23 protein-coding genes are annotated in these 19036 nt (G+C 39.4%); 20 read left to right on the top strand and 3 right to left on the bottom strand.

Annotated features, from left to right (window positions below):
- The first annotated feature begins 56 nt into the window (after positions 1–56).
- The 7 genes from MKY07_RS10065 (at position 57) to MKY07_RS10035 (ending at position 6130) form a co-directional block, all read left to right on the top strand.
- On the top strand, positions 57–374 hold the full coding sequence (locus MKY07_RS10065) for a PadR family transcriptional regulator (protein WP_065215880.1): 318 nt from the start codon (positions 57–59) through the stop codon (positions 372–374).
- The gene (locus MKY07_RS10060; protein WP_339261901.1) at positions 367–1566 is read left to right on the top strand and encodes a DUF2812 domain-containing protein; all 1200 of its coding nucleotides are present in this window, start codon (positions 367–369) and stop codon (positions 1564–1566) included. Before MKY07_RS10065 ends, MKY07_RS10060 begins: the two co-directional genes overlap by 8 nt.
- A gap of 175 nt (positions 1567–1741) precedes the next feature.
- Positions 1742–2938: a DUF2812 domain-containing protein gene (locus MKY07_RS10055; protein ID WP_339261900.1), complete on the top strand. Its 1197-nt coding sequence runs from the start codon at positions 1742–1744 to the stop codon at positions 2936–2938.
- A gap of 174 nt (positions 2939–3112) precedes the next feature.
- Positions 3113–3415 carry a transposase gene (locus tag MKY07_RS10050; protein ID WP_065217046.1) on the top strand — a complete coding sequence of 101 codons (303 nt, stop codon included), beginning with the start codon at positions 3113–3115 and terminating at the stop codon, positions 3413–3415.
- Entirely contained in the window at positions 3412–4302 is an 891-nt protein-coding gene (locus MKY07_RS10045; protein WP_156732622.1) for an IS3 family transposase, read from the top strand. Before MKY07_RS10050 ends, MKY07_RS10045 begins: the two co-directional genes overlap by 4 nt.
- A gap of 360 nt (positions 4303–4662) precedes the next feature.
- Complete coding sequence (locus MKY07_RS10040) at positions 4663–5295, top strand: LysE family translocator (RefSeq protein ID WP_008403733.1); 633 nt, start codon at positions 4663–4665, stop codon at positions 5293–5295.
- A 109-nt stretch (positions 5296–5404) separates the two neighbouring features.
- The gene (locus tag MKY07_RS10035; RefSeq protein ID WP_008403731.1) at positions 5405–6130 is read left to right on the top strand and encodes a TspO/MBR family protein; all 726 of its coding nucleotides are present in this window, start codon (positions 5405–5407) and stop codon (positions 6128–6130) included.
- 61 nt (positions 6131–6191) lie between these two features.
- Here the strand turns inward: MKY07_RS10035 and MKY07_RS10030 are convergent, their stop codons facing one another.
- Together MKY07_RS10030 and MKY07_RS10025 are read right to left on the bottom strand one after the other, a co-directional pair.
- The gene (locus MKY07_RS10030; RefSeq protein WP_339261897.1) at positions 6192–7271 is read right to left on the bottom strand and encodes a CopD family protein; all 1080 of its coding nucleotides are present in this window, start codon (positions 7269–7271) and stop codon (positions 6192–6194) included.
- Entirely contained in the window at positions 7268–7831 is a 564-nt protein-coding gene (locus MKY07_RS10025) for a copper resistance protein CopC (RefSeq protein WP_339261896.1), read from the bottom strand. Before MKY07_RS10025 ends, MKY07_RS10030 begins: the two co-directional genes overlap by 4 nt.
- Positions 7832–7988: 157 nt before the next feature.
- Here MKY07_RS10025 and MKY07_RS10020 point away from each other — a divergent pair, with 157 nt between their 5' ends.
- Positions 7989–8738, top strand: coding sequence for an alpha/beta fold hydrolase (locus MKY07_RS10020; protein ID WP_339261895.1), 750 nt, complete (start codon positions 7989–7991; stop codon positions 8736–8738).
- A gap of 26 nt (positions 8739–8764) precedes the next feature.
- Here MKY07_RS10020 and MKY07_RS10015 read toward each other — a convergent pair whose 3' ends face one another.
- Entirely contained in the window at positions 8765–9148 is a 384-nt protein-coding gene (locus MKY07_RS10015; protein WP_008403724.1) for an SET domain-containing protein, read from the bottom strand.
- Positions 9149–9258: 110 nt separating this feature from the next.
- Between MKY07_RS10015 and MKY07_RS10010 the strand changes: the two genes are divergently transcribed.
- The 12 genes from MKY07_RS10010 to MKY07_RS09955 all read left to right on the top strand — a co-directional run bounded on the left by MKY07_RS10010 (position 9259) and on the right by MKY07_RS09955 (position 19024).
- Complete coding sequence (locus MKY07_RS10010; protein ID WP_014823758.1) at positions 9259–9627, top strand: SLAP domain-containing protein; 369 nt, start codon at positions 9259–9261, stop codon at positions 9625–9627.
- Between the two features lie 22 nt (positions 9628–9649).
- The gene (locus tag MKY07_RS10005) at positions 9650–9868 is read left to right on the top strand and encodes a hypothetical protein (RefSeq protein ID WP_014823759.1); all 219 of its coding nucleotides are present in this window, start codon (positions 9650–9652) and stop codon (positions 9866–9868) included.
- A 256-nt stretch (positions 9869–10124) separates the two neighbouring features.
- On the top strand, positions 10125–11264 hold the full coding sequence (locus tag MKY07_RS10000; protein WP_014823760.1) for an acyl-CoA dehydrogenase family protein: 1140 nt from the start codon (positions 10125–10127) through the stop codon (positions 11262–11264).
- 4 nt (positions 11265–11268) lie between these two features.
- Positions 11269–12144: an ABC transporter ATP-binding protein gene (locus MKY07_RS09995; RefSeq protein ID WP_339261892.1), complete on the top strand. Its 876-nt coding sequence runs from the start codon at positions 11269–11271 to the stop codon at positions 12142–12144.
- Between the two features lie 12 nt (positions 12145–12156).
- The gene (locus MKY07_RS09990; protein ID WP_339261890.1) at positions 12157–13227 is read left to right on the top strand and encodes an ABC transporter substrate-binding protein; all 1071 of its coding nucleotides are present in this window, start codon (positions 12157–12159) and stop codon (positions 13225–13227) included.
- A gap of 13 nt (positions 13228–13240) precedes the next feature.
- Positions 13241–14011, top strand: a complete 771-nt coding sequence (locus MKY07_RS09985; protein ID WP_339261889.1) for an ABC transporter permease subunit — start codon at positions 13241–13243, stop codon at positions 14009–14011.
- On the top strand, positions 14008–14361 hold the full coding sequence (locus MKY07_RS09980) for a FixH family protein (protein WP_014823764.1): 354 nt from the start codon (positions 14008–14010) through the stop codon (positions 14359–14361). The genes MKY07_RS09985 and MKY07_RS09980 overlap by 4 nt, the downstream gene beginning before the upstream one ends.
- Positions 14358–14849 carry a redoxin domain-containing protein gene (locus tag MKY07_RS09975; protein ID WP_339261887.1) on the top strand — a complete coding sequence of 164 codons (492 nt, stop codon included), beginning with the start codon at positions 14358–14360 and terminating at the stop codon, positions 14847–14849. The genes MKY07_RS09980 and MKY07_RS09975 overlap by 4 nt, the downstream gene beginning before the upstream one ends.
- Positions 14850–14864: 15 nt before the next feature.
- The gene (locus tag MKY07_RS09970; protein WP_339261885.1) at positions 14865–16163 is read left to right on the top strand and encodes an O-acetylhomoserine aminocarboxypropyltransferase/cysteine synthase family protein; all 1299 of its coding nucleotides are present in this window, start codon (positions 14865–14867) and stop codon (positions 16161–16163) included.
- A 15-nt stretch (positions 16164–16178) separates the two neighbouring features.
- Positions 16179–16550 (top strand): hypothetical protein, encoded by a 372-nt coding sequence (locus tag MKY07_RS09965; RefSeq protein WP_014823767.1) that lies wholly within the window; start codon positions 16179–16181, stop codon positions 16548–16550.
- 12 nt (positions 16551–16562) lie between these two features.
- On the top strand, positions 16563–17690 hold the full coding sequence (locus MKY07_RS09960) for an LLM class flavin-dependent oxidoreductase (RefSeq protein WP_339261883.1): 1128 nt from the start codon (positions 16563–16565) through the stop codon (positions 17688–17690).
- An 11-nt stretch (positions 17691–17701) separates the two neighbouring features.
- Positions 17702–19024, top strand: a complete 1323-nt coding sequence (locus MKY07_RS09955) for an LLM class flavin-dependent oxidoreductase (protein WP_339261882.1) — start codon at positions 17702–17704, stop codon at positions 19022–19024.
- Positions 19025–19036: the final 12 nt, after the last annotated feature.

Below are 19036 nucleotides of genomic sequence, written 5' to 3'. Positions count from 1 at the left end.
CATTTACTATTATGTCAGACGATATATCGCATGACATAATAGTTGGAGGAATGAATATGTCTTATAATGGCGGGCCAATGACTGAAGCAATGTACTACGTATTATTGGCGTTAATGCGTCCAAATCATGGCTATCAATTAATGCAGTCCATTACAGAAGTATCAAAAGGCCGTTTAACAATGGGGCCCGGAACGTTATATGGTGTCCTATCACGAATGCAAAAAGACGGATTAATCGCTTTGGCAAAAGACGATGGGCGGCGAAAAATATATGAAATTACGAAAGAAGGCGAGCATGCATTAAGAATAGAATATGCTCGTCTAAAATCTCTGATTTTCGACAGCAGTATATTAGAGGAGGGAAACGATGACTAAAATGGTGCGCAAAATCAGACCAACCAACTACTGGCGAATCGGAGAACACGAAAGCTGGTTTTCGGATATGTCGTTACAGGGGCTCCACCTTCATAAAATGGGAACAAATTTAGCCCATTTTAAAAAAGGTGACCCGAAGCGAATTGAATACCGGATTGAAGTGACAGATAGGAAATTAATTACCTATGAGCAAATTGATCTGTACGAGGAAAACGGCTGGAAGTATGTCACAAGCTATCAATGGTTTCATGTTTTCTCTTCACTAACTGAAAACAATGCACCCGAAATCCATACAGATTCTGCAGAACAGGCATTTACATTACAGCGGCTAAGTAAAAAACTCGTATTTAATTTAGTATGGATTTCTCTTGTAGTGGCCCTGATTCTAGGTATGCTTTTGGCAATGTGGTTTTTGGATGGAGCACCTGTATTACGTTTAGTTGAAGGATATGTCGTACAGCAAAGTATCCTTACTCTCGTCTATATTCACTATGTTTTTTACGCCATAAGAGCTTTATTGGCGATTAAAGAATTGAAAAAAAGTTTAAATGAAGGCAAAGCCATCAACCATCATGCCCCTTGGAAAAAAAGTTTGCGAAAAAATGGTGTATTTTCGGTTGTCTTTATAGGGATTATTCTCGTAAGCGGCTTAATTATGCCACTTTACCAATTAAAAAAAATGGATAACTATACACTTCCAAAGAATGATGAAAACTTGCCGTTTGTTCGTTTAGCCGATATCGAACAAAATCCACAGCTAATCCGGGATGAATATTATACAGATGAAATCGATTGGGCAAACCGTTATTCAACAAATTGGAGTATCTTTGCACCCGTTCAGTTTGAGACCGACGAAAGTGGAATAATTAAGGATGAAATGTGGTTAGATAAAAGTGGTACATACTCACCGAGCGTTTCTACTGAAATATACAATTTAACATTTCAGGCGTTCGCTAAACCATTGCTGTCTGACTTGATGGAGTGGCATACATACGGAGATGAAAGGGAAAGTTTCATAGAAAGGAAACACCCTGGCTTTGATAACCTTATTACTCGCGAGGATGAAGAATGGAAACAATTAGTTGCATCAAAAGATAAGGTTGTAATGTATATACGTTATTACGGATATGCAGAGCTTGATGTTCTAGTGGAGAATGCAGCTCAGAAAATATTGCTGCTTGCGGATAGTTAGTTCCAAGCGGTGTAAAAGGCAATCTTACATGGGTAGGGTTGCCTATTTGCTGTGAAAAATTTCAATTTTTTTATTTCGTCAGGGAGTGCTGAAATAGATTCCAGGTCCTTATTTTTTATTTACAAACAATCCCTTCTATTCTATTGTTAGGTAAGACTTACAAGGAGGTAGAGCGATGGCAGAAATAGTACGTAGAATAAGGCCAAGGCAGTATTGGCGTATCAAGGAACATGAATGCTGGTTTTCAGATATGTCCGAGCAAGGGCTGCATTTTTATGAGATTGGTACTCATTTTGCAAAGTTTAAGAAAGGTGATCGCAAACAAATGGATTACCGGCTGGAACTGGCAAAAAGCAAATATATATCGAGTGAAAAAATTCGGTTATACGAAGAAAGCGGCTGGGACTATATTGCGAGTGACCGCAATTTTCACGTATTTGCAGCACCGACTGAACGTAAAGCAAATGAACCTCCAATAAATCGAGAAGAGCAAATCTCAATAGCAAAAAAAGCTTTTAATAAAACATTATTTAATTTTATAGTCAATTTAATTGCAATTATTGTAATCACTACGGTCTTCGTCAAATCTTTCGAAAACGGAAATATTTCTGTTTTGCAACTGATAGATGGATATACACTTGCTCCGTTGTTGGTATTATTCGTTAATTTTATACAAATACTTCCGATAGGTAAAAGCTTATTTGGAATCAATCGTTTGCATAATGAACTTAAGGCTGGGATATTAGACGATCAACAAAAACCATGGGAAAACTTTTACCGGTCAGGTATTGTCTACAGTTTCATAGTATTAGTAATTACATTAACTCTTGTGTTTATACCGATTTACCAAATATGGAGTATGAAAACAACCCCTTTACCAGAAGAAGATACAGGGCTGCCAATTGTCCGACTTGCTTCAATTGAAAATCAGCCGCATCTTAAAAGAAAGCCATTTTACTTCGAAGGCGAGGATTTGGGAAGCACCTACTCATCACAGTGGAATATTTTTGCTTCTGTCCAATATGATTCAACAGAAATGGGCGTTATTCAGGAAGGGGAATGGTACGATCCAAATCATGCATATCAACCATCAATCTCATCGGAAGTTTATAAGCTACGTTTCAATTCCCATGTTAGCTCACTAGTTAATGAGTTAATAATCAAGCATACATATGGAAGTGATCCTGCAAGTTTTAAAGAAAGAAAACACACAGCTTTTGATCGTCTGCTGATTAGGGATAATTCTTTTCATAAAGATTTTCTTTTTGTAAGGGGTCGGACCGTGATGTATATCAATTATAGGGGTCAGGTTAAAGATGATGTAATCATAGAGAAAGCTGCTGAGAAAATGGCATTACTTGCTGACGATTGAAGGAGTCGCTAGTAATATTCTAATAAACATTTAAATCATCTAATATCAAGTTGACATCTTCTAATAAGTTACCGATTTTCTAATATATAAGACAATTGTGAGGTTAGTATAAAAAATGGACACGTCTTAAGAGACACTTTAAGATTAAGATATCTAAAAAAGGACGTGGAACCGATGAAAGAAAAACAAACTCGTAAACGATTAGACACACAAACAAAAGAATACATTTTAAAGTCTGTTTTAGAAGATGGCGCAAAAGTTTCAGATCTGGCATTTAAGTTTGAAATTGGATCTTCAACGATCCATAAATGGATTAAAGATTATCGTGAATCGAAAAATCAGGATGTCACACGTTACTTTACTTCTAGCGAAGTAGATAAGTTGCAGGCAGCGTTTGATAAGAAGTTACGTGATTTGGAAGAAGAGAATGAAATTCTAAAAAAGGCTATGCACATCTTCGCGAAAAACCCCGAGTGATTTATGCATTCATTGAAAAGCATAAAAACGACTTTGGCATTGCGATGATGTGTAAAGTATTGATGGTTTCAAAAAGCGGTTATTATGATTGGCGTAAAAAACAGATACAGCCCTTATCGGAAAAAGAAGTACGTGATACAGAAATTGCCCATCAGATTCATCGATCGTATGCGAGGAGTTTTGGTACATACGGTAGCCCTCGAATTGCGCAAGACTTAGCGAGTTTAGGGTATGTCTGTTCGCAAAAGAAAATTGCGAATATGATGCGAAACCTTGGGTTAAGTGCCGTAATCCCGAAAACTGTTCAACGAACAACGGATTCCAATCACCATCAATTTATTTATCCGAATCTAGTCAAACGCCAATTTCAAGTAAAAGAGAAAAATAAAGTATGGGTCGCAGATATAACTTATATCCGAACACTGGAGGGGTGGGTGTATCTTGCGTCAATCATGGATTTATATTCTCGTAAAATCGTCGGCTGGGCCATCGCAGATCATATGGAAGAAACATTAGTAGATCAAGCCTTGAAGCATGCTTTAGCAGTTCGAAAACCCGAAAAAGGATTAGTTCATCATTCAGATCGAGGTGCACAATATTGTGCCACAAGCTATACAAGAACTTTAAAAGAACATGGGATTAAAATTAGCATGAGTCGTAAAGGAGATCCCTATGACAATGCGTGTATTGAATCCTTCCACGCCACAATCAAAAAAGAATGGATCTATCGTCACCGTTTCGAATCCAAAAAAGAAGCAAGAAAGAGCGTGGAGTCATATATCGTAAACTTTTACAATGAACGACGACGTCATTCAACAATCGGTTATTTATCACCAAACCAATTTGAGAGAAATCAACAGGAGCCCGTTTGTCAAAATGCCTCATAAAGTTCTCTTACAGGGTTTTCATCCCTCCATGCCCAGGTCTGGGCATGGAGGGATGAAAAGCAGAGCAACCGAAGGGCGGTAGCAAAAAAAGTCTCTTAACGTTTGTCCGAAATATTGACGGAAGACCAATTGTTCTAATAATGCTTTTAGATGTTCAAATAAACATTCGGAAAATGCTAATAACCTGTTGAAGTTTTCTAATAAATATAAAATTCTTCTAATAAAATCAGTCACCGGTCATATCATTAGAAGGCATAGAAGTAAAGCCATACTAACAATCCATAAAACTGAAAATCCTCTAGCCTCATTCGGATGAATTATGTTAACATATTTAAAAATTCAGAAAATGAAGGTGATTAAATGGAGAATGTTCTGTTCTTTATAATTGCGTGTATACTGCTCATTATTTTACCGGGTCCTGATACAGCGATCGTTACGAAAAATACGATTGTTAACGGACAAAAGGGGGGTTTTCAAACGATGGTCGGTTCTTGTGCGGGATTAACCGTCCATACTATTGCAGCCGTTGCAGGGCTATCGGCGATAATTGTAAAGTCTGCCGTAGCATTTACAGTACTGAAATACGTCGGAGCAGCCTACTTATGCTACTTAGGCGTAAAAACATTGATGAGCATGCGTTCGAAAAAGGCAGATACGGAGGAAATGACGGACATTCCCGAAATTGAAGCAAAAGGCAATTCTTATTTTAAACAGGGTCTCATTACTAATATCACAAACCCTAAAGTAGCGGTTTTCTTCCTTACGTTTTTGCCGCAATTCCTAGCAAAAGATACAGAACCGTTTTGGCCGTTTCTGACGATGGGCATCATCTATATCGTCTTAACATTTGTCTGGTTTGCGCTCTATGTATTTTTACTGAACAAAATTCGCAATTTCATGAAAAAACCTGCTACACAATCGGTAATCGAAACGTTGACGGGTGCTGTACTAATCGGATTTGGCATCAAGCTTGCATTTGAAAAACAAATGTAACAGTTAACTAAGCGTAATTCACATTAAAAACACAATAGCTTATTCACCGCTTATTCTTTTTTAAAAAAGGGTATAGTTCCCTAAATCTAGAAAAAAAGGATGATGAAAAATGGGCTTGTATATTTCAATGTGGATAGCCATGATCGCTGTAATAGTAGTAAATGTGCTGTCAAATACACTGCCGTTAAACGGGCAAACGGCGTCTGAAATAACAAATCGTCTGGAAGTATTATTTACGCCGGCAGGCTATGTGTTTTCCATTTGGTCGCTGATTTATGGATTGCTTGTTTTATGGCTGATTACTATATACCGCAAAGTGAAAGACAATCGTTTTAAAGGAAAAGTGGGTATTTTATTTATCATCAGCTGTATATTTAATATTGCTTGGCTGTTCAGTTGGCATTATGAACAGTTTATACTATCCATTATCGTTATGTTCTTTTTATTATTTACACTGATAGCGATTTACCTGCAGTATAAAAATACAGAAAAAGGTCTTTCAGAGCGTTTTCCGTTTTCATTTTACTTAGCTTGGATATCCGTAGCGACAATTGCTAATGTAAGTTATGTGTTAAAATATCATGGAGTCGATTTGGGGATTTCAGAGGTGGTCGGTTCGCTCGTACTTGTAGGAGTTGCGGTTATTCTCGGTTATTTGGCCGTTGCCATTTCGCAGGATATTTTCTTTCCACTAGTCATCGTTTGGGCTCTAATCGGTATTGCTGTAAAAACAGATAATTCGACAATGCAGTACGGTACAATCGCATTAACGGCGATATTAATTATCGCGGCACTCATTCGCTATGTTCGTATGAAGACGAAAAAGTTCGCATAATGAATAAGGGTTGTAGTATAAGTCGGAACAGACTTGATACTACAACCCTTTATTTTGGACATTATTTGAAAAATATAATCGACATAAAGCCCATGTAAAAACATAGTGTCACCGCAAAAGTCATAGCAGCCGATACAATGACCGGCAACTGTTTAATATAACTTACGATGACGAGACCGATGAACAGTGTAGTCAACAGGAAAAATCCTAAGCCAATACCTGTCATTTGGAAATACCCGCGCATACCGGCATCAATTGAGCTACGGTAGAACAATTCAAAAAACGGCGAAATTTCCTGTACATAAAAACTAGGTGGCTGTTGCTCACTATACAGTGCGGTAATGAATAAAATCAATATGAGCAAAATCGTTTCAATCCGTACCCATGTACGCGGTTCAAACAATGGCTTGTTCAACTTCAATTTAATGAGCAGACTGTTTGCCAAAATAATAACAGTCAACGGTACGAGCAAAACATGTTTAATGAATAGGAATTGACCATAATTGCTCGACCAGCTTGTCACATAGCCAGGAACAATCGTGTCAGTCATCAGGACACCAGTTAAAGCAACGGCTGTAAAAGCTACGAGCGCAACAGGGGAGAACCATTTTAAAAAAGCTTCCCAGTTAAGTGGATCTTTTGAGAAAAAACTCATCATGAGTAAAATACCGAGCCAAACACTGACAGCAAGAAGGTGAACAAAATCGAGGGCCGATCCGACAAGACCGGTCATCGAGCCTGCATGACTTATATAGCCAATTGCCGCCATAATGGCGATTAAAATAAAGATTGTCATAATCGCCATAAGCTTCGAGGTTTTTTTCATGAATTGTCGAATCACAATAAGCAAAATAATCGTAAAGCCAACGATCGCCAGCCATGAATGGCCAACTTTAAATTTCATAAGCAGCATGCCAACTGATTCAATCAGTCCGAACTGCGGTGTCAAAATAGTCAGCAATTGAATATTCGGTACAAATGTGACAACCGGCAAGATGACCGCGCTAACAATGAGCCACTTTGCAGAAACATCAATTTTCGGACGAACTGTTTCTGGGATACAGTACAAGATAAATGAGCCCATAAGAAGAGCTAAACTAACATAGAGTAAAAATTGACTAAAAATGGTCAATGCCATCATTTTACATTTTTCCGTTTAGCAATCGTGAAAATACTTACTATTATAATAAGAAGTAAAAGGGCTCCAACGATATATAGTAATGTATTGTTTGATGATTCTTCCTCATCTGCCGCAGTCGTTTCCGCTGCATTATTTTCTACCGTTTCGTTTACTTCTACTTGCTCTTCATTTTCTTCTGTAACTTTTTCTTCGACCGGTTCTTCAGCTACAGGTGCATCAATCGTAAATGAGAATTTACCTGACAACGGATGGCCATCAGAACTAATACTATTCCACTCAACAGTATAGTCATCATTTGGTAATGGGGAATCAAAAGTACCCGTTAATACACCATCGACTAAATCCATCGAAACTGTTTCTATCTCTTCGCCGTTACTTGAAATGACTTTAAATGTACTGCCTACTTCAATTTTCCCGGCGTATGTAAGTTCGATCGCCTGCAATGTTTCTGTTACAACTGCTCCATCTTCTGGGTTCGTCGTGTCTAAATACGTATGTGCTGCTACGTTCGGTACAGCTAAAAATAACGCAGCAAGAATCGATAATAATATTGTTCTCATATTAATATGATTCTCCTTTCATAGGTTTTTTTACTCAATCCATATTGTAGCCGAACAATAAAACATTTGCACTGTTTCCGCTTTTTAAACTTGAGGAAATGTCAGTAAGAGAGAATTGTTATGCTATAATATTGTCACAAATGAAAAGGGGACCAACATGAAATATTTTGTAGAGGATATTTTTTTAAATGGACATAAACAGGCCGTCCTGCTTTTACATAGTTTTACGAGCAATGCGAAAGAGATGCACTATGTGGCAAAAATGCTTCATAATAAAGGATATACAAGTTATGCGCCAAATCTGGCAGGGCACGGAGCATCACCGGAACAATTATTTGCAAGTTCTATGGAGCAGATATGGAAACATAGCAGACAGGCAGTTCAATTTTTAATTGATGAAAAATATGAAGCGATTACGGTAATTGGTCAGTCATTAGGTGGTGTACTAGGCATAAGACTGGCAAATGAATTTCCTGAAGTGAAGGCTTTATGTATTATCTCTTCACCAGTATTGGAGCGGCCTGTGGAAGGTTTGGAACAGCGCGTTGTCTATTATTCCAAGAGGTATTTACAAAATAGAGGGAGTTCCGAACAGGAACTGGAAGCATTTCTAAACAATCACTTCCCGAGACCTGAGGAAAAATTGATTGCATTGCAGCAGTTTATCGTTGAAACAGGCAAGCAGCTCCATTTGCTAAAACAGCCGCTTTTCTTGGCAAAGGGGATGTTGGACGAACCAGTATTCCACCAAAGTATTGACATAATCGAACAAACAGCACAAAGTAACATTATTAAGAAAAAACAATATGACAATAGTGGTCATCTTATTACCTTAGGAAAAGAGCGACAATTATTGACAGAGGATATCATTCGATTTATCGATGGGATAAAAAAAAGAACTGTCTAATTATTCTAGACAGTTCCTTCCTCCTGCTATTCTTCTTCGCTGTTAAACCATAACGGGTCATTATCATCAACATCGCCATTATAATTAATAAAAATTTCTTCGCCTGCTTCAATATCTTTATAGGCAAAGAAATCAAATGTTTCGTTGTCGAAATTGATTTCATATGTGGCATTCGGCTCATACGAATGGTTAAATAGCATCCCGTAGCCTAATAGGATTGCAGAGCGTCCAATGCCAAATTCAAATGCATAATCCGCAAGATTCGTTTTTTCAATATGTTCATGCTGCTCATTTGGATAGCTTAGTACCGGTGCTTGGTGGAATAACGTTCCTTCAGGAATTGCGTTAATCGCAAAAATTCCGCGATTATATTCCCCTTCACTTATCGGGGAATTCTTAACTTCGATCATATTTTTCGCCTTCTAACTTTTAAGATTCTTTCCTACTGTAACATGTATTATAGAAGAAAGGTTGTTTAATTACTTATTTACGTAAATAATTTATGGGAAGGATGAAGTTCATGCAAAAACTGCAATATGAACCCGCCTGGGATAAAGCGATTTCAGCTCAGGATCGATTATTAATAGAACAAGTTTTTCAACAAACTAAAGAACAGGACAAGAGAATTTCCTGTTGCCTTATACGAACGGCTATTAATCATAAACAACAAAAGCTCATCATTACACTTATTCACAACCGAACAGATCAACAATTGAAATTCCGAAATACGGAAATAAGTATTATAACAGAAACGGAGAAAATTACTCAAAATTTTACAATTGATGCACTCCAAATTCCTCCTTTTTGTTCAATGCCATGGACGTTTATTTTCGACGAAAGTATTGATTTTCAATTCACAGAAATAAAACAGATAGATATTGAAATATAATGGGATTGAGGTGAAGGAATCGATGCATGAAATGAATGCAGGAATTTGGCTCACATTCGTAACCCCTATCTTTTTAGTCAGTGCATTTTATTTTACACTGTCATTTTTACTACATTTGAAAAGCGACAATATTCGTTTAATGACACAATCGAAGTGGGGAGCAGTCATCTCACTGGCGATTGCTTTAATTGTGCCGGCGATCTATCAAATCGTTGTTTATTATCAAGTCATGAGTTATTAAAAATGTAAAACCAAAAGACCGCTATGTAAATAGTGGTTTTTTCTTCTTATAACCTCGAATTCATCTTTAAATCACATTATTAATTTCTAAATAAATACAAATAAATATGCTTTTTTACGTTAATCCGCTAAAAGCATACTATTCCAGTATGAATTGTTTAAATTAGCTATTGACTTTAAATACATGCATCTGTAAACTAACGAATTAAGAATACTGAATTGCAAGAAAATTCTATAACTAGTAAAGGAGAGGTGTTATGGGAGCAGTTGCACATATTGATGAGATCGCTGAAAAGCTTGCCGAACAGTTTAAACAGACAGCCGTAGTGAGGGATAAAATCGGAGGCAATGCTAAAAAAGAGCGGGATTTAATACGAGAAAGCGGACTTTTAAAACTTTTAATTCCGACAGAATACGGTGGTTTAGGTGGGAATTGGCATGATGTGTTTCAAGTTGTCCGAACGATTGCACGTGCGGATAGTTCACTTGCACATGTTTTAGGCTATCATTTTATCAATCTCGTTACACCGCATTTATGCGGGTCACAAGAGCAAAAGGAATTTTATTACCGTGAAACAGCAAAACATAATTATTTTTGGGGGAATGCGTTCAACCCGGTGGCTATTCAACTGAAGGCTGAAAAAACAACAACAGGCTATTTGTTAAACGGCGTAAAAACGTTCTGTTCTGGTAGTGTCGATTCAGATGTATTATTAGTATCGGCGTTAGTGGAAGGACAGGATGAGCCATTATTGGTCGTTATTCCTAGTAAACGGATAGGTGTAGATATAAAAGGCGATTGGGACAATATGGGGCAACGCCAGACAGACAGTGGAACGATTCTTTTCAACGATGTTGAAGTACATGATGAAGAAGTGTTGCAGCAAGGCTTTTACGCAAGCGAGTTTTCACAGCTACGTCTGAATATCGCTACATTTATTTTAAACCATGTCTATTTAGGGATTTCAGAAGGTGCTCTTCAATCAGCGCTTACATATACAAGAGAACAAACAAGACCGCGTGCTATTACACAGACATCGGCGATTGAAGATCCAATTATCCAGCATCATTACGGCCAGTTTTACGTACAGGTTGAAGCTGCAAATCTGGTTGTGAAAAAAGCGGATCAATTATTACAGGAGCTTTGGGATCAACCCGGAATAATTACATCGGAGCATCGCAGTAATTTGGATGATGCACTGCAAACAGCGAAAATCTTCACAACGCAAGTAGGGCTCGATATTACATCAAAAATTTTCGAAGTGATGGGTAGCCGCGCTACTGCAAGTCACTATGGGTTTGACCGCTATTGGCGGAATTTAAGGACGATGACATTGCATGTTCCGGTTGATACTTCGATCCAATCATTAGGTAGAAAATTTCTGTTAGGAGAGTGAGTACATGGTTCAATTATTGGAACGTCCAGTGCCACAACAAAACCCTATATCTACGGAAGAGAGTACCGAGTACAAAACGAAGATTAAAGTCCAGAATATCGATTTCAGTTATGATGCGACGACAAAAATTCTGAACAATATTCAGCTTGAAGTAAAAGAAGGCGAGTTTCTCGTATTTATGGGACCTTCCGGATGTGGGAAAAGTACATTGCTTCGAATGATGGCAGGGCTTGAACCATTTTCAAATGGCAATATCGAAATAAACGGTAAATCCGTGAAGGAAACGCACCCTGATTGTGGTGTCGTATTCCAGGATTATTCCTTATTCCCATGGCTGACGGCACAGGCGAATGTCATGCTTGCACTAAAACAGCGAAATAAAAAAATGCCGAAAAAAGAACTGGCACATATCGCAGAGCAATATTTGACACTTGTCCATTTAGGGCACGCCGTAAAGAAATATCCTGGCCAAATGTCAGGTGGTATGAAACAGCGTGCAGCGATTGCACGGGCATTAAGCTACGGTTCGGATCTACTGCTGATGGATGAACCATTTGGCGCTTTGGATCCTGTCACACGTATTCAACTGCAGGATCTGCTTGTTCAAATTAGTGCCGAACAAAAACGTACAGTCGTGTTTGTGACACATGATGTTGACGAAGCCATTTATTTGGCGGACCGGATTGTCATCTTTGCTCCCGGGAAAAACGGGGCGGTGACGAAAAGCATTCAAGTACCGATTGAGAAAAAAGGGACGGATCGTCAAAAACTATATGAAAACAAGGAGTTCCGTGCATTTCGTGAATCCCTTTTAAACGAGATGAACGAACAGATCGTCAATAGTTTAAAAACAGAAATAGCAGATGGAGCAGGGATATAGGAGGATCGTTAAATGAAAAAAACAAATCAGAAATGGATCGCTTCACTCGCTTTAACAGTAGGTTTACTCGCTGCATGCGGAGATGATGAACAAATTTCAAAAGGAGCAGCCTCTGACGATTATGAAATCACGGTTGGTTTAAGTCAGTCTGCAGGTGGAACACTTGTCGACATTGCTCATCAGGAAGGCTATTTTGAAGAAGAACATATTTCGGTCAATCGTGTTGGCTTTGCAAACTCGGCAGACGGACTGAATGCACTCCAGGCGGGGAAAATTGATGTCGGATTAACATTCGGTACAGCTGGCCCCTTAACGTTTATCGCAAACGGCTCGGATTTCTCCATTATTGGAGGGCATTTGGAGGGCGGACACCCGATTTTAACGAAAAAGGAAAACGCGGGGCAATATACTTCACTTGAAAGCTATAAAGGAAAAAAAGTTGGAACGATCAGGATCTTTACATCGGATATTGTTTTCCGTTCTGCGCTTGAAGATGCAGGTATCGACTGGAAAAAAGATCTGGAAATTGTTGAATTCAAAACAGGTAGTATGCTACTTGAAGCTGTAGCATCAGGAAAAGTGGACGTTGCAGTATCAGCAAACTCATTCTACGCACAGGCTGTTGATATGGGTCTTGAAGCAGTTGCATGGAGCAATGATTTACAGGAAGGGCATGTATGCTGCCGTGTTGTAACACGCTCGGAACTGTTGGCGGATGAAGATGGTGAAGCATATAAACGTTTCTTAAAAGCGCTTATTCGCGCGGAGCGTAAAAAAATTGAAGACCCGCATTCAGCAGTAACTGCAGCGAAAGAGTATATGAAAGTCGATGATAAAGTAATTAATACGATTGTAAACGACAGCCACTCGAACTATTCTTCTGATCCAAGCAGAGAGAAAGTAGTTCAAATGTGGGAGCAGATGAAAGAAATCGGTTATGTTGAAAATGTGGATGATATTGATGTAAACGAGTATGTAAATATCGATCTATACGAAAAAGCATTAAATGAGCTAATCGAACAATATCCGGATGATGCTTATTACAAAGATCAGCTCGTTCGATTTAATGAACAAAACATTTAAGGGGTGGGATGGAATGCTCACATTTTTTAAACGCTATAATCTTACTATTTTGATAGGAATTATATTTATTGTCGTCTGGGCACTTGTCACAAAATATGCGACATGGATTAACCCGGTTATATTCCCGCAGCCGCTAACGGTCATTGAATCCTTTTCCGCAAAAATAGGGGAGCTTGTAACTGGTGTAGTAAGCTCGATGAAATTGCTGATTCCTGGATTTTCCGGAGCATTGGTGACAGGTATTGTAGGCGGTCTGTTTTTCGGATTGAACAAACGGTCACGTGAAATATTAATGCCTTATTTTCATGCACTAAGTCCGATTCCGCCAACGCTGTTCATACCATATGTCATTGCAATTTTACCGACTTTCCAAACAGCTTCGATGTCTCTTATTTTTATCGGCGCATTTTGGCCAGTATTTTTAGGGACGATTCATGGCGTCCTGCTGATTGAAAAGCATTATCTTGACAATGCGAAATCTCTTGGTTTAAAAGGACCGACGTTTTTGCTGAAAGTCGTGTTGCCCGCAAGTGCACCCCATATTTTAAGTGGTGCGAGTACATCACTTGGTATGAGCTTCCTGATTTTAACGATCGCCGAAATGTTCGGTGCTTCATCAGGAATGGGCTTTTTCATCCAGTATTACAGTGATTTCTCACAATATCATTACGTGCTGGCAGGCATTATTTTTAACAGTATTATCATTGTCGCTATCATGATTGCATTTGAAAAATTAAAAAAACGCCTGCTGTTCTGGACAAATTTAAAGGCTGATGGTAAATGAAAAGACTTTTACTTACAGTGCTACTGCTTACCGGCTGTAGTGCACAAGCGAATGAAACGCTCGATGTAACATTAAATGCCAGTAAATCTGAGCTCGAAGCATTCGAACCTGTAACGATCACAGCAACCGTAATGTACAACGGTAAACCAATTCAAAACGATGTGGAAATTGAATTCGAACTGATCAATCCAACCGGCAATGCCATTGGTTCCGTGACTCCAGATACTAGCGGGGATGGTAAGTATGCGATTGAAACGAGCTTTGACGGTACCGGTATTTATAAAGTAATTTCCCATGTCAGCTATGGCCAACTACATGAAATGCCTGAAATCGAGGTGAAGCTAAAATGAAAAAATGGATTCAGCTTTTATTATTTTCTGTACTAATTGTCGCACTAAGCTACGCCATTATTTCAAATGCATCCAAACAGAAGGCCGAAGCAAAATCCGAAGATATTGTACTTCAAACTTCTTCCGGGGAGCAATTGGCTCTTCCAAATGAAGGAAGTTACATCGTCAACTTCTGGGCAACCTACTGTCCCCCTTGTGAACGGGAAATGCCCTCGTTCAAAGCGGCGTATGAAATACTTCAGTCACATAACATTGAGCTTTATGCAGTCAATGTGGAAGAACCGACAAGGCTGGTCAATCAATACTTAACGAAATTCGATTTGCCGTTTCCGATTCTGTTAGACCGTCAAGGGCAGCTGAAAGAAAGCTATGAAATTTTAACATTGCCGACGACGTTATTTTTGCAAGATGGAAAAGTTGTACACACCGTAAAAGGTGAACTGACAGAACAGGAATTGCTTACACTTACTCAAAAATTTCTTTATTAAAGGAGAATCTTTCATATGACATTTTTAAATCAGGAAACAATCGCTCTCCATACAGGTCAAACAGTTGATCCGGTAACACGCTCCCGTGCAGTTCCGCTGTATCAGACAACTTCATATGTATTTGATGACACGGAACACGCAGCAAACTTGTTTAAATTACAGGAAAGCGGCTATTTATATTCGCGAAATGCCAACCCGACAAATGCTGTATTTGAAGAGCGTCTTGCTGCATTGGAGGGCGGTGTCGGTGGATTTGCGGTCGCTTCCGGACAGGCGGCAATCTTAATTGCTGTACTGACTGTCGCACAGGCAGGAGATGAGATTGTAGCAACGAATGCCCTTTATGGCGGGACGTATACATTGTTCTCTAAAACATTGCCTCGCTTCGGTGTTACAGTACGCTTTGTCGAAGGATCTGACTTACAGGAAGTTGAAGCAGCAATCAATGATAAAACACGCGCCGTATTCACTGAAACAATCGGCAATCCGAGCTTGCAAATTGCAGATATTGAAGGATTGGCACAAGTAGCCCATCGTCAAGACGTCCCGCTTATTGTTGATAATACATTTGCGACACCTTACTTATCAAAGCCGATTGAATTTGGAGCAGATATTGTTGTGCATTCCACAACAAAATTTATCGGCGGTCACGGAACTTCGCTAGGTGGTGCAATTATTGACGGCGGTAAATTTGAGTGGAAAGCGCCTCGATTCACAAGCTTCGTTGAACCGAATGAATTAATCGGCAACCGTTCGTTTGTAGAAGCCGCTGGAGAAAAAGCATTTATTACGAAAGCACGCTTCGAGCTAGGGCATGATTTAGGTGCCACATTGTCACCGTTCAATGCTTGGCTTTTCATTCAAGGTCTTGAATCACTGGCAGTTCGCGTTCGTCAGCATGTTGTAAACGCACAGGCAGTTGCTGAATATTTAGCGGAGCATGATTTAGTGGAATGGGTAAATTATCCGACACTACCTGGCAATGATCCAAACAATTTGGTAGAGAAGTATTTACCAAAAGGGGCAGGGTCGATTTTCAGCTTTGGTATCAAAGGCGGACTAGAGGCAGCGAAGGCATTTATTAATAATGTTCAGCTACTTTCACATGTTGCCAATGTCGGCGACTCGAAATCACTTGTCATCCATCCGGCAAGCACATCGCATTCACGACTATCAACTGAACAGCAGTTGGCGAGTGGTGTAACACCTGGTCTGATCCGTTTATCTATTGGTCTGGAAGATATTGAAGATATTAAAAACGACTTGGCACAAAGCTTGCAGAAAGCTGCCGAAGTTGCTCAAATAACAAAATAACAGGGGGATTTTAAAATGGCGATTGCAGTTGTAGTAAATGATGAAGGTATTGTAACACCGATTGTGGAAGGAACAATTTTACGTATTATTCAGCAGGACCATTCTGTAGAAGATTTGCGTAATCCGGCACTTGATTTAACAGAAGGACGCCGTGGCGCAACATTACGTAAAGCAATTGAACTGGGAGCGACAACTTTTGTTGCACCACCTGAAACTTTCTGCGAATTATCTTACAAAAAAGCACAGGAAGAGCAAATTTCATTTATTAACATTCCGGCAAATCAATCTTTTGCACAGGTAGCAGAGCAGTTAAAATCAGGCACAATTCAACAATCCAACGAATTACCGGCTGATGAAGTAGTAGCAAGTGCACCGGTTACAAAATAAGGAGGAATTAAAATGACAAAAGTAGAGTTTATTACAATGGCGCCAACTTCTGGCGATAGTGAATATGTAGGGAACCAAACGTCAAATAAAGGTGCACAAACATGGTCAGGTGTCGGTGTTGATTCTGATCGTGAACCTTCTGTGGAGTATATTACAAAAGTTGCACAGGCAGCTGAAAAAGCAGGCTTTTCAACATTACTGTTACCGATTGGCGGAAGCTGTGTTGATTCATTGGTTGCTGCTTCGCATTTGACGGCACATACGAAGACATTGAATTACCTTATTGCAGTTCGACCTGGTTCTACTGCGCCTACACAACTGGCAAAACAGTATTCATCAGTCAATTACTGGACGAATAACCGTGTATTTGTCAATGTCGTAACAGGCGGTGCACCAAAAGAACTTGAGAATGACGGGGATTTCTTATCACATACAGATCGTTACAAGCGTACACGTGAGTATATTGAAATTTTAAAACGCCTGTTTAACGGGGAAACGTTTGATTATAATGGCGAGTTTTACACATTAAAAGGAGCGAACTTACCATTGCCTGTTAAAAATGCGCCACCAATTTTCTTCGGTGGTTCATCACCAATTGCAAAAGAAGTTGCAACAGATGTGGCTGACGTATATATGCTTTGGGGTGAAACATTGGAAACGACAAAACAAGAGCTTGATTCGGTTGTTAAACTGGCAAAAGAAAAAAATCGCGATCTTTCTTACAGTGTTTCATTCCAGGTTGTTTTAGGTGAAACAGAAGAAGCTGCGTTTGAAAATGCAAACAAAATTATTAGCCAAGTCGACCCTGAAGTATTGGAAGCAAAACATGCTAATACAGTTAGCAACGGAGCAGTAGGTGTGAGCCGCCTTCATCAGTTAATGCTTGAGTCTAAAGACAATAATTTTGTGATTGCCCCGAATATTTGGGCAGGGTTAACGCAAGTTTTATCAGGCAATTCGATTGCGCTGGTCGGGACACCACAGCAAGTAGCTGAGCGGATTGTGGAGTTTGTCGATTTAGGTTTTGATAAAGTACTGCTGCGTGGTTTCCCTCATTTGGAGGTCATTGAAGAGATTGGTGAAAAGGTCATTCCACTAGTTCATGAAATATTAGCTAAACGCGAAGAACAGTTAGTATAGGAGGTACGCAAATGACAAAAAAACAAATGAAATTAGGCGTATTTTTAATGGGTACAGGGCATCACATCGCTTCATGGCGTCATCCGGATGCACAGGCTGACGCAAGTGAGAATGTAGAATTTTTTAAAGAAGTTGCTGTCAAAGCCGAGCAAGGTAAATTAGATATGCTGTTTTTAAGTGATGGTTTATCATTTAACGAACTTTCACACCCGGCAGAGCAAGTTCGCTTTGAACCACTTACATTACTAAGTGTTTTATCCACGGTGACTAAAAATATCGGTTTAACCGCTACTGCTTCAACTACGTACAATGAGCCATTTCACATTGCACGTAAGTTTTCATCGCTTGACCATTTAAGCGGGGGGCGTGCTGCATGGAATATTGTAACAAGTTACTATTCAGCAGAAGCGAGCAACTTTAACAAGGACCAGCATTTGGATCATTCTCTGCGTTATGATCGGGCAGACGAATTTGTGGAAGTAGTAAAAGGTCTATGGGATTCTTATGAAGATGATGCATTGGCACGTAATAAACAGACAGGTGAATATATTACAAAAGGGAAGCTGCACACGTTAAACCATAAAGGTGAATATTACGCAGTTCGTGGTCCGTTAAATTCATCGCGTCCACCTCAAGGAAGACCGGTTTTAGTACAGGCAGGATCATCGGAAGCCGGTACCACACTTGCGGCACAGCAAGCAGATGTTATTTTTACTGCACAGCAGACGCTTGAAGATGCACGACAATTTTATAAAATACTGAAAGATAAGGCAGTTGCTGCAGGACGTGACCGCGATGATATCAAAATCATGCCGGGCGTGTCAATTTATGTAGCGGAAACGAAAGAAAAAGCTTATGCCAAATATGAAGAACTGCAACAGTTAATTACCCCGGAAATAGGCTTGGACTTTTTAGCAGACTACTTAGGGGTGGATCTGTCGAAATATGACCTGGATGGCCCATTGCCGAAAGATATCCCTCCGACAAATGGTAACCGCAGCCGTCAGAAGCTGATCATCGAACTGGCGGAACGTGAAAACCTGACAATTCGTGAATTGTATTTGCGTATCGCCGGATCACGCGGTCATCGCATTATATTTGGTTCGCCAAGTGAAATAGCCGATCAGTTAATTGAGTGGGTAGATCAGGAAGCGGCAGATGGCTTTAACTTAATGCCTCCGTATTTCCCGGGCGGCTTTACCGATTTTATTGATTTAGTCATTCCTGAGCTTCAAAAGCGCGGGGTATTCCGTAAAGAATATGAAGGCAAAACGCTACGTGAAAACTTAGGCTTAAAACAAGTTCCATCCCGTTATACTTTACAAAATATTTAGGAGGATTGAATC

Source organism: Solibacillus sp. FSL W7-1472, from assembly GCF_037969775.1.
GTDB lineage: Bacteria > Bacillota > Bacilli > Bacillales_A > Planococcaceae > Solibacillus > Solibacillus silvestris.
This window is presented reverse-complemented; position numbering and strand designations above follow the sequence as displayed.

Coding starts and splice junctions, on each gene's coding strand:
- MKY07_RS10065 (WP_065215880.1), top strand. CDS start 57: ATGTCTTATAATGGCGGGCCAATGACTGAAGCAATGTACTACGTATTA.
- MKY07_RS10060 (WP_339261901.1), top strand. CDS start 367: ATGACTAAAATGGTGCGCAAAATCAGACCAACCAACTACTGGCGAATC.
- MKY07_RS10055 (WP_339261900.1), top strand. CDS start 1,742: ATGGCAGAAATAGTACGTAGAATAAGGCCAAGGCAGTATTGGCGTATC.
- MKY07_RS10050 (WP_065217046.1), top strand. CDS start 3,113: ATGAAAGAAAAACAAACTCGTAAACGATTAGACACACAAACAAAAGAA.
- MKY07_RS10040 (WP_008403733.1), top strand. CDS start 4,663: ATGGAGAATGTTCTGTTCTTTATAATTGCGTGTATACTGCTCATTATT.
- MKY07_RS10035 (WP_008403731.1), top strand. CDS start 5,405: ATGGGCTTGTATATTTCAATGTGGATAGCCATGATCGCTGTAATAGTA.
- MKY07_RS10030 (WP_339261897.1), bottom strand. CDS start 7,271: ATGATGGCATTGACCATTTTTAGTCAATTTTTACTCTATGTTAGTTTA.
- MKY07_RS10025 (WP_339261896.1), bottom strand. CDS start 7,831: ATGAGAACAATATTATTATCGATTCTTGCTGCGTTATTTTTAGCTGTA.
- MKY07_RS10020 (WP_339261895.1), top strand. CDS start 7,989: ATGAAATATTTTGTAGAGGATATTTTTTTAAATGGACATAAACAGGCC.
- MKY07_RS10015 (WP_008403724.1), bottom strand. CDS start 9,148: ATGATCGAAGTTAAGAATTCCCCGATAAGTGAAGGGGAATATAATCGC.
- MKY07_RS10010 (WP_014823758.1), top strand. CDS start 9,259: ATGCAAAAACTGCAATATGAACCCGCCTGGGATAAAGCGATTTCAGCT.
- MKY07_RS10005 (WP_014823759.1), top strand. CDS start 9,650: ATGCATGAAATGAATGCAGGAATTTGGCTCACATTCGTAACCCCTATC.
- MKY07_RS10000 (WP_014823760.1), top strand. CDS start 10,125: ATGGGAGCAGTTGCACATATTGATGAGATCGCTGAAAAGCTTGCCGAA.
- MKY07_RS09995 (WP_339261892.1), top strand. CDS start 11,269: ATGGTTCAATTATTGGAACGTCCAGTGCCACAACAAAACCCTATATCT.
- MKY07_RS09990 (WP_339261890.1), top strand. CDS start 12,157: ATGAAAAAAACAAATCAGAAATGGATCGCTTCACTCGCTTTAACAGTA.
- MKY07_RS09985 (WP_339261889.1), top strand. CDS start 13,241: ATGCTCACATTTTTTAAACGCTATAATCTTACTATTTTGATAGGAATT.
- MKY07_RS09980 (WP_014823764.1), top strand. CDS start 14,008: ATGAAAAGACTTTTACTTACAGTGCTACTGCTTACCGGCTGTAGTGCA.
- MKY07_RS09975 (WP_339261887.1), top strand. CDS start 14,358: ATGAAAAAATGGATTCAGCTTTTATTATTTTCTGTACTAATTGTCGCA.
- MKY07_RS09970 (WP_339261885.1), top strand. CDS start 14,865: ATGACATTTTTAAATCAGGAAACAATCGCTCTCCATACAGGTCAAACA.
- MKY07_RS09965 (WP_014823767.1), top strand. CDS start 16,179: ATGGCGATTGCAGTTGTAGTAAATGATGAAGGTATTGTAACACCGATT.
- MKY07_RS09960 (WP_339261883.1), top strand. CDS start 16,563: ATGACAAAAGTAGAGTTTATTACAATGGCGCCAACTTCTGGCGATAGT.
- MKY07_RS09955 (WP_339261882.1), top strand. CDS start 17,702: ATGACAAAAAAACAAATGAAATTAGGCGTATTTTTAATGGGTACAGGG.